Below are 12,481 nucleotides of genomic sequence, written 5' to 3' on the forward strand. Positions count from 1 at the left end.
ATGAAAATACAAAGGCATTCAAAAATTTTAGAAATCATTAATTCTAAAGATATAGAAACACAAGAAGAATTGGCAGAAGAATTAAAAAAGATAGGCATGGATGTAACTCAAGCAACTGTATCAAGAGACATCAAAGAATTAAAACTAATTAAGGTTTTATCTGAAAACGGAACATATAAATATGCAACAATATCTCCAAGTGAAGGATTTTTATCAAATAAATTAGTTAATGTTTTTGCTAATACTGTGATTAATGTTGACAATGTTCAAAATTTTGTTGTAGTAAAAACACTATCAGGATCAGGATCAGCAGCAGCAGAAGCTATAGATTCTATGAACTTTGAAGGAATCGCAGGTACTATTGCTGGTGATAATACTATATTTATTTTGGCTACAAGTGAAGAAAAAGCTTATGGAATAGTAAAGAAATTAAGAAAGATGCTAAATGATAAATAGGAGGTTGTTATGCTTCTACAGTTAAATATAAAAAATTTTGCTTTAATAGAAAGTTTAACCATTAACTTTGATAAGGGGTTAAACATCTTAACAGGTGAAACTGGTGCAGGAAAATCAATATTGATTGATGCTATAAATTATGTTCTTGGAGCAAAATCAAATAAAAATTTCATAAGAACTGGTGAAGACAAAACCTTCGTGGAAGCTATCTTTGAAGTAGAAAATAAAGAGACAATAAAAGTTTTAGAGAATATGGAAATAGATTTTGAAGACTTAATAATTATAAGCAGAGAAACTTTTAAATCTGGAAAAAGTGTTATAAAGGTAAATAACAAATCACTTTTAATTTCTGATGTGAAAAAAATTTCAAGTACACTTATTAATATTCATGGGCAACATGAAAATCAGCAGTTATTAAATCCATCTACGCATATATACTATTTAGACAAGTTTGGAAATGAAAAATTAACACAAGCCTTAGTGAAATACAATATAGACTATAAAAAACTTATGGATATTAATAAGAGAATAGAAAGTATTGGAGCAGAAGATGGAGAAAGAGAAAAATTAATTGATTTTTTAAAATATCAGATAGATGAGATAAATAGTGCAATAATAAAGATTGGTGAAGATATAGAATTAGAAAGTAGATATTCTATATTAACTAATGCTGAAAAGATAAATAATTCTTTGATTTATAGTTACAATATTCTATATAGTAGTAATGACGATTTTACATCTGTGTATGATCTACTTAACAAAGTTATTCGTGAACTTAGAACAATTGAAAAGCATATGGATAAACTTCAAGAAGTGGCAAACTCTTTGGAAGAATCTTATTTTAATATAGAACAAAACATATCAGATATTAGAGATATGCAGGAGTCAATGATTTACGATAAAGATGAATTAGAAGCTGTAAATAGTAGAATTTTTTTAATAGATTCACTTAAGAGAAAATATGGCAAGACTATAGAAGAAATTTTAAATTATAAGGATAAGATAACTAATCAATACGATGAAATGATTAATAGCAGTAAGATTGTAGAAGAATTAATAGATGAACGTAACAAAATAGTTGATAAAATGAAAAAAGAATCGGAAGAAATACACAATATAAGATGCGAAATCGCAAAAACTTTAGAACATAAAATTAAAAAAGAGCTAGACTATATAGGTCTAGAAAAGAGCATTATAAAAATTGAGATTAATTATAAGGAAGAATTTTACAATAACGGATGTGATAAAGTTCAAATCCTAATTTCAACTAATCCTGGAGAACCTTTAAAACCATTGGATAAAGTAGTTTCAGGAGGAGAATTATCTAGAATAATGCTCAGCTTAAAAGCTGTTTTTGTTGATAAAGATGATATACCATCAGTTATCTTTGACGAAATAGATACAGGTATAAGTGGAAGAATAGCTCAAAGAGTAGGAGAAAAAATGTATTTAATTTCCCATATACATCAAGTATTTTGTGTAACACATCTTCCTCAAATTGCAAGTATGTCAGATTCACACTTTATAGTTTCTAAAGAAGTTAAGAATGAAAAAACATATACAAATATAATGAAAACAAATAAATTAGAAAAAGAATATGAAATAGCTAGAATGATTGGTGGCTCTAAAATAACTGACTTAACACTTGAAAACTCCAAAGAAATGATAAAGCTAGCTTTAGAAAGAAAAAAAAATTTGATTTTTGCTAAATAAATTCATAATCAGCACATGATTATGAATTTTTTTTGTTTATTTAAATATATTTCATAAATTTGTTTTGTTATAAAAGTATTACTTTGCAGGCATATATACAATAGAATAATAAAGTTCTAAAAGGGAAAATTAAACTTGAATAAAGTATGTTATGCAGGAGGTAGAAAAATGAAAAGTAAGAGAAAATGCATAATATGCTGGAGTTTAATTCCTATTATTTTATTTGTTTTGGCCACTTATTGGAAAACACAAAGTATACCAAGTACAATTTTTTTAAGAGAAGGCCAGGAGTTAAAATCCAATTATATTATAAAGCTAAATAAAAATGTTAAATCTCCAAATGTAAAAAAAGATAACGAAATTTTAGATGTAAGCTTACTTGGAGTAGTTCCTATTAAGTCAGTTTCAATTAAATCAGTACCGAAAATTTATGTATATCCTGGAGGAACACCTGTGGGAGTTAGGTTAAACACAAAAGGTGTTTTGGTAGTGGCGCTTTCAGATATTGATACTGACAAAGGGAAAGTTATGAGTCCATCTGCAGAAGGTGGGATACAAGTAGGAGATACGATAACTAAAGTAAACAATAAGTATATAAATAGCTCAGAGGAGCTAATTAAGGAAATAGATTCTAATAAAGGAGAGAATTTAAAAATAACTGTTGAGAGACATAATAATATTTCAGAAAAAATTGTAAAGCCAGCTAAAGACAAAGTAAACAATAGATATAAAATAGGATTGTGGGTTAGAGATTCTACATCTGGTGTAGGTACATTAACTTTCTACGAGGATAAAAGTAAAAAGTTTGCTGCACTAGGTCATCCTATAACAGATGTTGATACAGGAACTATGTTAAAAATTAAAGATGGTGAAATAGTAGAATCATCCATAATTTCTATAAGAAAAGGAGAGAAAGGTAATCCGGGAGAGCTTAGAGGAATATTTATAAATGAAGAAGATAGTTTAGGAAAAGTATATAAAAATACGGTATGCGGAATATATGGTAATGGAGAAAAAAATCTAATTTCTAGTAAATATAATAAACCAATACAAATAGCACTAAAAAATGAGATAAAAGAAGGTCCAGCAAAAATTTTAACCACAATTGATGGAACAGAACCTAAAATGTATGATATAAAAATTGAAAAATTACTATCTCAAGATAAACCAGGGCCTAAAAGCATGATAATTAAGGTAACTGATCCTAAGCTTTTAGAGAAAACAGGAGGAATTGTTCAAGGAATGAGTGGAAGTCCTATAATACAGGATAATAAGTTAGTAGGTGCTGTAACTCATGTTCTAATAAATAGACCAGATGTAGGATATGGTATATATATCGAATGGATGCTCAAAGATGCTGATATTTTATCAAAATAGCTAGAAATTATTCCTAAAAAATAGTAAAATAAAAGATAGCACATGCTATCTTTTATTTTATTAATGTTATCCTTATTTTAGAAAAAATTCCTAAATAAGAAGGAATTATTAAACTTTTGTCGAATTAGTAATTGTTAATAAATGGAATAAAATAAGAAGGAGAGATATATTATGGAAAATAACAAAATAAGCGTTGTAATAGCAGATGATAACAAGGAATTTTGTAACATACTCAATGATTATTTATTAAATCAAAGAGATATTATAGTTACTGGGGTTGCAAAGGATGGAATTGAAGCTTTGAAATTAATACAAGAAAAGAAACCTGATTTAGTAGTTCTCGATATAATTATGCCGCATTTAGATGGATTAGGTGTTTTAGAAAAGCTAAATACTATGAATGTAGACCCTATGCCTAGGATAATAGTACTTTCAGCTGTTGGACAAGATAAAATAACTCAAAGAGCTATAACATTAGGCGCAGATTACTATGTGGTAAAGCCATTTGATATGGATGTATTTACTAAGAGAATAAGACAAATGTTTAATAATACTATATCAAGTGATCAAGTTAAGAAGACGGTTTCAATTGCTGATTCAGAAGAAATAAAGGTAAGAAGAAATGAACCATTAGATTTAGAATCTGAAATAACTAATATAATCCATGAAATTGGAGTCCCAGCACACATAAAGGGATATATGTATTTACGAGAAGCTATAAGTATGGTAGTTAACGACGTAGAGCTTTTATCAGCAGTTACAAAAGAGTTATATCCATCTATAGCTAAAAAATATAATACTACAGCTAGTAGAGTAGAAAGAGCAATAAGGCATGCTATTGAAGTTGCTTGGTCAAGAGGGCAAGTAGAAACTATTAACAAAATTTTTGGATACACAATACATAATGGAAAAGGAAAACCTACGAATAGTGAGTTTATAGCTATGGTAGCTGATAAATTAAGACTAAAAAATAAAGTTAGCTAATCAATATTTGGAGGATTAAAACAAATGACATTATGTGAAAAAACTTTAGAGGAAGTTAACAAATATAATGGTGAATTTTTAAAATTAGATATAAGAACAGTTGAATTGCCAAATGGTAAGATTTATACTAGAGAGATAATAAAACATCCTGGAGCGGTTGCTATAGTTGCTTATATAGATGATAATACAATATTACTAGTAGAGCAATTTAGAAATCCGCTAGAGAAAACAATATTAGAACTTCCAGCTGGAAAGTTGGAAGTTAATGAGAAAATAGAAGATTGTGCTAAAAGGGAACTAGAAGAGGAAACAGGATATAAATCTGATAATTTCACTTATCTTGGTAAAATTGCAACTGCTCCAGCATTTTGTGATGAGTATATATATATCTATAAAGCTGAAAATTTATATAGTGGAACAGCTGGAGGAGATGAGGATGAATTTATAAAACTTCACCAAGTAAATATTAATGAAGCACTTAAGATGATAAAAGAAGGAAAAATTATTGACGCAAAAACTATTTCTGCATTTATGTTACTTTAATTTGTGCATATAACTTCTCTTGTAATCATAAATATTAAAAAGATAAAACAAGAGGAGGAATGAAATATGAAAAACATTAAAATATTTCAAGGCTTCACAGAACATATGCATAAAAACTTAATACTATACATGATTACATTGCTGTTTTTATGTATAGGCATTGTAATAGGGATATATACAGTTAAGTATATGGGAGATGTGGAAAAAGGAGAGCTAGTTAATTATCTAGTCGATTATTCGAAAAGTATAGATCCAAATTCTTTAAATAAGAAGTATGTGTTTTTACAAGCAGCTAAAAACAACATATCAATAATTTTAATAATTTGGTTTCTTGGACTTACAATGTTAGGAACTCCTTTCATACTTGTAGCTGATTTGATTAAGGGATTTACTATAGGTTTTACATCTGGCTTAGTCATAAACGGATTAGGAACTAAAGGTATATTATTAAACCTATTGGTTGTTTTCCCTCAAAATATAATATATATTCCATGTATTATAATATCTTCCGTCTTTGCAATGGAATTTTCATTAATGCTTTTAAGAAGTAATCCAATTAATCCAGTTGCTAAAGGAAATAACTTATTTCAAGTAGCAACCTATTCTACGCTATTTTTATTTGTTGTTGGGTTTATGTTTATAGGATTTATTTTAGAAGGATACTTAACTCCTAATATAATAAAACTATTATTACATAATCTGGGAAGTACTTTATCATGATTAGTTCAAAAGATAAGGTCCAAGCTATTTTATTATTTATAAAATGCTACTTTATAATTTTAGTTTTTGGACTAATACTGCCTAAAGTTATTGATTTTATTTTGAAAACTTTTTTAAATAAGTTTACTATATATAAAAACAGTGTTTTTGTTTTTAATGTTTTAAGTAAAAATGAGATGATACTATATAGGTATATTTATATAGTAAATAAGTTTTTTAACTTATAGTTATTTAGTCTTAAATGAAATATTTGGAGAAGATATTATGGATGAATATTTAATTCAATTTGTAGAAAGCATGACAAAGAAAGAACTAAGTAGTAATACTATAGAAGCATATAAAAGTGACATTAGAAAATTTGAAGAATTTTTAAAACAAAGGGATGAAGATACTATAGATATAGATATGGTATCTATAATGGCCTATGTTCAGAACTTAAAGAAACAAGGGAGAGCAAATAGTTCAATAATAAGAAGTCTTGTTGCTATAAGAAGTTTTTATAAATATCTAATGAAAATAGGCAAAATTTCAGATAATCCAATAATTAATTATGAAATACCTAAAACTAAGAGAATTGTACCTGAAATACTTACTGTAGAAGAAGTAGATAGATTTTTATCAACTCCAGATTGTAACGATTATAAGGGCATACGTGATAAGGCAATGTTAGAGCTTATGTATGCAGCAGGGATAAAAGTTTCTGAATTATTAAATTTAGCAATTTTTGATATAAACCTTAAATTATCATATATAAAGTGTAGAGGTACTAAAGATAAGGAACGTATTATTCCAATAGGAACTTATGCTGTGAATTGTTTAAATGAATATCTTAAAATTCGGCATAAGGTTAATGGTGACAATTCAGAACTTTTATTTTGCAATTTAAGAGGAAATAAGATGACTAGGCAAGGATTTTGGAAAATTGTTAAAAACTATGCTAATGAAGCCGGTATAAATAAGAAAATTAACTCTTATACATTAAGACATTCATTTGCTGTTCACTTGCTCCAAAATGGAGCTGATATGAAATCTGTCCAAGAACTTTTAGGACATAATACTATTGCAACAACACAAATTTATTCAAGTATAACAAAGCAAAGTAAAATAGTAGATGTATATAAAAGTGCACATCCAAGAGCCTAAAGGTGAGGGATGTGCTTTTATCATTTAAAAACATAATTTTGTGATAATCTTATTCAAATTGGTAAAACTAGAATTATAAATTATAAAGTTAACAGAAAGGAGATAAATATGAAAATAAGAAATAAGGCAATAATATGTATAATACTAGCTATGGCTTTCATAACTCAAATTCTAGTTATACCTGTGAAAGCAGAGGGATCAGGTCTTGATGTGGAGGCAAGGTCAGGACTTCTTATGGAGCCATCAACTGGAAAAATAATTTTTGAAAAGAATATACATGAAAAATTTGCGCCAGCATCCGTAACGAAAATAATGACAATGCTTTTGACTATGGAGGCTATTGATTCAGGTAAAATAAAAATGTCTGATAAAGTAGTGGTAAGTGAAAATGCAAAGAAAATGGGCGGAAATGGAAGTAGCAGTATGCTTTTAGATACAGGAGAAGTGAGAAGTGTAGAAGATCTTATAAAAGGTGTTGCAATAGCATCAGGAAACGATGCTGCAGTTGCTTTAGCGGAATATATAGCAGGTAGTGAAGATGCCTTTGTTAAAGTGATGAATAAAAGAGCTGAAGAATTAGGAATGAAGGATACAACTTTTAAAAATTGTCATGGACTTTCAACTGAAGGTCATTTAAGTAGCGCTTATGATATTGCACTTATGTCTAGAGAATTATTAAAGCATGAAAAAATTCTTAAATACAGTGGAACATATATGGAGACAATATCTGAAGGTAGAAAACAACCAATAGGATTAGTAAATCATAATAAATTAGTTAGATTCTATAAAGGCTGCGATGGGTTAAAGACAGGTTTTACAAATGAAGCAAAATATTGTATCTCAGCTACAGCTACAAGAGATAATATAAGGATGTTATCTGTAATCATGGGAGCCCCTACTTATAAGGTTAGAAACAGAGACGCTAGTATGCTTATGAATTATGGATTTTCCAAATTTGAATCAAAGAAGGTAGTAGGTAAACATGAAGATGTAGAAAAAATAAGCTTAAATAAAAAAGGAACAAAATTCTTTTTTGCCAAGGCCAATAGTGATTTAAATGTTATACTTGAAAGAGGAAAACAGAACAAAATAACTAAAAAATGTATCTTAAGTGAAACTAAAAAAGAATACAAGAAAAATGAAATTATAGGTCACTGTGAAGTATACGTAAACGATAGCCTATATGGCAAGGTATCGGTTTATAGTGATAGGGATGTTAGAACATATTCAATTTTAGATAATATAAAATCTAATCTTATGAATTTATTTGACAATGCTATTTAAAAATAGGCTGATTTAAGAGATTGTTGATTTCGTATAATATCGAAAATAATTCTAAATTTAGTATAACAATTGTAGCTAAACTTTCATTAACTCGCACAGCTCAGACAAATGGAAGTTCTTAACGCTACAATAGTTATACTAAATAAGAATTATAATTCCTCATTATAATGAACTCAACAATCTTTAAAACAGCCTTAACTTACTAATGGAAAGTTTTAAATGAATGTAAAAGTCAACATTCATTTAAAACAGAGTATAATAAGTATAATCATATAGGAGAAGCATTTATGGATATAAAAAAAGCTACTGAAATTATTGAATCATTAGGAGTAATAGGAGTAAATTATAAAGGAGATTCTGTTTGGCTAGAAAACATTAATGAAGAAAGTAATACAGTTAGAGTTAAAAATATGAAGACAGATAAAGAATTAAATGTAGATGTAAAAGATTTAGAAGAAGATTAATTTTATTCCCTGAAGAGATTCAGGGACTTTTTTATTTTATAAAACATTAATTATTGTATAAGTTTGAAATGTATATAATTTTTATCCATGGATTATTATTTTGTATTATAATATTAATAAGTATTAAGAATTGTAGAGGAACTGCTAATATGGACTTTTTATGTAATTTGGATTATGATGAAAGGCGTGCTATTAACTCTATATTAAATGAGTGTATAGAGAAGAAGGCTAAAGTATATTTAGTTGGAGGAGCTGTACGGGATATAATTTTAGGGAAAACTCCAAAAGACATTGATATATGTTTAGAATGTAATCCTATGGATATAATAAAAGATTTAAAAGAGATAATGGATTATAAATATTATGAGAGATTTCAAACTAGTAATATTATATTTAATAGTGGTGTGTCCATAGATCTAATTAGGTGCAGGAAGGAAGTATATAATTATAATGGTGCCTTACCGGAAGTGATTGCATCAGGTATCTATGATGATTTGTATAGACGGGACTTCACTATTAATGCGATAGCTTATGACCTTATTAATCAGGATTTTGTAGATCCATTTAATGGAATGGAACATATTAAGAGTAAGATTATTAAATCAATACATAGTAACAGTTATTTTGAAGATCCGACCAGAATATTTAGAGCTGTAAGGTACTCTAATAGATATGCTTTTAATTTAGAGGATATATGGGATGCAAAAAATGCTATAAAGATGAATGTATTTAAATCTATAAGTAATGATAGAATGATCAGAGAAATAGTTTTAATGTGTAAAGAAGAAGAGTGGATAAAAAATATACTACTGTGCAAAAAACTTGGGATCTTTTCTATTGATGAAGATAAGTTGAACAATAATAATTCTCTATGCAACTATTTAGAGATTAATAATAGGATATTAAATTTATTTATTTCTTTAATTAGTGATGAGTATAGAGAAAAGTTTATTGATAATTCTATATTAGATAAGGAGTTGAAAACTGCTTTTAAAAATTATACCAGATTGATAGAAATTATAGATAGTGCATTGTCTAGAAATTTAAGCAACTATGAAATTTATTGTATTTTGAATAAATTAAATGTATATGGAATGAGGTTGCTTAGTTTTAATAAGTTGGCAAAATATAAAGTTATTAATTATATGCAGAATTTACAAAATAACAATTTGTCTGTAAAAGGAAATTACTTAACTGAATTAGGTATAGTGGAAGGCAAATATATTAAATATATATTTGACATTTTATTAAATTTAAGATTAAATACAGGAGTGCTTAATGATACAAAATATTTAACTAGTAATTTAGGAGAGATTTTAAATGCCGCTAAACATAAAAATTGAAAACTTTGAGGGGCCATTTGATTTGCTTTTACATCTAATTAAGAAAAATCAAATGGATATATATGATATTAGAATATATGATATAACTACCCAATATATAACATATTTAAATCAGATGAAGGAAATGGATCTGGAGATAACGTCCGAATTTATTGTAATAGCAGCTACACTATTAGAAATAAAATCAAAGATGCTTTTACCTAGAAACGATAAAGAGGATGAAATGGAAGAGGAAGATCCAAGAAAAGAACTTGTAAGTAAGCTTTTAGAATATAAAAAATTTAAACTAGTAGCAAACTTTTTAAAAGAAAAAGAAGATAGCGTTGGTATTATGTTTTCGAAAAAACCGGAAATAATTGAAGATAAGAGGATAGATAATAATGACATTTTAAAAGATATAACAATATTAGAGTTATTCAATATATATAATAATCTAATAAATGCACATAGAGCTAAGATGAATACTGATAATATTATAGATAAGGAAATACCATTAGATAAGTTTAAAATTGAAGATAAAATGATAGAATTATCTAGTAAACTTGATAAAGGGGAAAAGATAGTTTTTTCTGAGGTTATATATAAATGCGAAAGTAAAATGGAAATGGTAGTAACATTTTTAGCCCTATTGGAACTAATAAAGTTGAGAGTAGTATCAGCAGTTCAAGAGGGAGCATTTAAGGAAATCTATGTAGAAGGAGTAGAGTCATATGAGGGAGAATAATATAAATCAGATAGAAATAGGTGCTGTATCTAACAAAAGACGATACTTTTCTATAATAGAGTCTTTACTATTTGTAAGTGGAGAACCTCTAAATATTAAAGAAATTGCATTGATATTAGAATGCAGCGAAGAATATACATACAACTTATTACAAGAGCTTCGGGATATCTATGAAGAAGATCAAAGAGGAATACTATTGATAAGCATGAATAATGATTATATGTTTGTAACTAAATCTGAAAATAGTGATTATGTTCAGAAGCTTTTAAAAACAAATAATAGACAAGCATTATCAAGAGCAGCCTTGGAAACATTGGCTATAGTAGTTTATAGACAACCTATAACTAGGGTAGAAATAGATGAAATTAGAGGAGTAAAAAGTGACAAGGCAATTCAAAACTTACTTGAAAAGAATTTAATAAAGGAATCAGGTAGAAAAAAAGTTCCTGGAAGACCTATTATGTATGTAACTACTGATGAATTTTTAAGATATTTTGGGTTACAAGATTTAAATGAAATGCCTTCATTAGAAGAATTTATAGAAAGTGTAGAAGAAAGAGAAACTGAAGAAGAATAGACTATTCCTCTTCAGTTTCTCTTTTTTCATATTTGTATTTATCAGAATTATTTTCATCAGAAGAAGATTTTTTAAAAAGATTAATTATATTGGGTATCTGATCTAAAAGCCTATCAAATATATTTATGTTCTGCTGATCCACAGGTATTAGTCTAATTGAGCTATCTTGTATGACTAAAAAAGCTACTGGTTTAACTGATACTCCAGAACCTGAACCACCACCAAAAGGATATTTGCTATCTTCATCTCTGGAGTTTGTCTGAGAAAATTCACTTCCACCAGAAGCAAAACCTAGAGACACTTTTGAAATTGGTATTATTAAAGTTCCGTCGTGTGATTTTATGGGATCACCAATTACTGTATTAACGTCTATCATTGCCTTTAAATTTTCTAAGGTGCTTTTCATTAAACTTTCTATAGGGTGTGTTTCCAATTAAATTACCTCCTTAGGTCTTAGGTACTGTTTAGAGCCTTTTTTGAATGATATATATATTAGTGAGCTCATATAGATAATTTTAGCTAAATTTATAAAAATTATACTTTTAACTTTAAGTTGAAATATAGATTTGTTAAACTCAGGATTAATATTAATATCAAAATTTTTAATTTTAAATATCTTTGAAAATAGATAATATGTACTATTAGTAATGCCTTCAATGAGTCCATATAAAATAGCAGTATAATATGCATCATCTAATCCATAGTTTATATGCAGTTTAAAATCTAATGAAGATTTAAATAAAAAATGACCTGATTTTTGATATATATACTGTAAAATTTTAAAGTAAAGCATTTTAGGGTAAAGAGTACCTCTTCTAGGTTTCTTTATTGTCTTTCTTACATTTTTAGTTGGATAAACCTTAAATTTATATATAAAAACAGATAATTTATTATTTTCGTATATAAAGGTTATAGATAAAGGCAGTGGAATAAGAAATATTACTAGGATAATTAGTAACCAAATCATGTAGAACTCCTCCACAATACTTATTATTTAGTAGTATTTCCATAAAATTGTGTAAATATAATGCATAATTAAATAAATATAAAAAATTAGGCTATATTTTAAGATATTGTTGGTTTTGTACAATATGGAAAAGAGATTTTAGTTTAAACGGAAAACATTTCTTGATTATTAAAATTAATTTTGAAA

The 12,481-nt window shown here is 27.4% G+C and carries 14 protein-coding genes; 12 read left to right on the forward strand and 2 right to left on the reverse strand.

Going from position 1 to position 12,481, the window contains the following annotated elements; all coding sequences use genetic code 11:
• The 12 genes from ACWW38_RS17130 to scpB all read left to right on the forward strand — a co-directional run bounded on the left by ACWW38_RS17130 (position 1) and on the right by scpB (position 11,328).
• The gene (locus tag ACWW38_RS17130) at positions 1-456 is read left to right on the forward strand and encodes an arginine repressor (RefSeq protein ID WP_456258737.1); all 456 of its coding nucleotides are present in this window, start codon (positions 1-3) and stop codon (positions 454-456) included.
• Positions 457-465: 9 nt separating this feature from the next.
• Entirely contained in the window at positions 466-2,169 is a 1,704-nt protein-coding gene (gene recN / locus ACWW38_RS17135) for a DNA repair protein RecN (RefSeq protein ID WP_456258738.1), read from the forward strand.
• 168 nt (positions 2,170-2,337) lie between these two features.
• The gene (gene spoIVB / locus ACWW38_RS17140; RefSeq protein WP_456258739.1) at positions 2,338-3,546 is read left to right on the forward strand and encodes a SpoIVB peptidase; all 1,209 of its coding nucleotides are present in this window, start codon (positions 2,338-2,340) and stop codon (positions 3,544-3,546) included.
• A 171-nt stretch (positions 3,547-3,717) separates the two neighbouring features.
• Positions 3,718-4,530 carry a sporulation transcription factor Spo0A gene (gene spo0A / locus ACWW38_RS17145; RefSeq protein WP_456258740.1) on the forward strand — a complete coding sequence of 271 codons (813 nt, stop codon included), beginning with the start codon at positions 3,718-3,720 and terminating at the stop codon, positions 4,528-4,530.
• Positions 4,531-4,554: 24 nt separating this feature from the next.
• Positions 4,555-5,073, forward strand: coding sequence for an NUDIX hydrolase (locus ACWW38_RS17150; protein ID WP_456258741.1), 519 nt, complete (start codon positions 4,555-4,557; stop codon positions 5,071-5,073).
• A 66-nt stretch (positions 5,074-5,139) separates the two neighbouring features.
• Entirely contained in the window at positions 5,140-5,793 is a 654-nt protein-coding gene (gene spoIIM / locus ACWW38_RS17155) for a stage II sporulation protein M (protein WP_456258742.1), read from the forward strand.
• Between the two features lie 264 nt (positions 5,794-6,057).
• Entirely contained in the window at positions 6,058-6,936 is an 879-nt protein-coding gene (gene xerD / locus ACWW38_RS17160) for a site-specific tyrosine recombinase XerD (RefSeq protein ID WP_456258743.1), read from the forward strand.
• Between the two features lie 108 nt (positions 6,937-7,044).
• Positions 7,045-8,220 carry a D-alanyl-D-alanine carboxypeptidase family protein gene (locus ACWW38_RS17165; RefSeq protein WP_456258744.1) on the forward strand — a complete coding sequence of 392 codons (1,176 nt, stop codon included), beginning with the start codon at positions 7,045-7,047 and terminating at the stop codon, positions 8,218-8,220.
• Between the two features lie 287 nt (positions 8,221-8,507).
• The gene (locus ACWW38_RS17170; RefSeq protein WP_456258745.1) at positions 8,508-8,684 is read left to right on the forward strand and encodes an H-type small acid-soluble spore protein; all 177 of its coding nucleotides are present in this window, start codon (positions 8,508-8,510) and stop codon (positions 8,682-8,684) included.
• Positions 8,685-8,833: 149 nt separating this feature from the next.
• A complete protein-coding gene (locus ACWW38_RS17175) occupies positions 8,834-10,027 on the forward strand; it encodes a CCA tRNA nucleotidyltransferase (protein WP_456258746.1) in 1,194 nt (397 codons plus the stop codon).
• A complete protein-coding gene (locus tag ACWW38_RS17180; RefSeq protein ID WP_456258747.1) occupies positions 10,005-10,751 on the forward strand; it encodes a segregation/condensation protein A in 747 nt (248 codons plus the stop codon). The genes ACWW38_RS17175 and ACWW38_RS17180 overlap by 23 nt, the downstream gene beginning before the upstream one ends.
• Positions 10,738-11,328, forward strand: coding sequence for an SMC-Scp complex subunit ScpB (gene scpB, locus ACWW38_RS17185; RefSeq protein ID WP_456258748.1), 591 nt, complete (start codon positions 10,738-10,740; stop codon positions 11,326-11,328). Before ACWW38_RS17180 ends, scpB begins: the two co-directional genes overlap by 14 nt.
• A gap of 1 nt (position 11,329) precedes the next feature.
• Here the strand turns inward: scpB and ytfJ are convergent, their stop codons facing one another.
• Complete coding sequence (ytfJ, locus tag ACWW38_RS17190; protein ID WP_456258749.1) at positions 11,330-11,761, reverse strand: GerW family sporulation protein; 432 nt, start codon at positions 11,759-11,761, stop codon at positions 11,330-11,332.
• Positions 11,762-12,295 carry a DUF2953 domain-containing protein gene (locus ACWW38_RS17195; protein ID WP_456258750.1) on the reverse strand — a complete coding sequence of 178 codons (534 nt, stop codon included), beginning with the start codon at positions 12,293-12,295 and terminating at the stop codon, positions 11,762-11,764. It lies immediately after the preceding gene.
• Positions 12,296-12,481 lie beyond the last annotated feature (186 nt).

The organism is Clostridium sp. JNZ J1-5 (assembly GCF_053901425.1).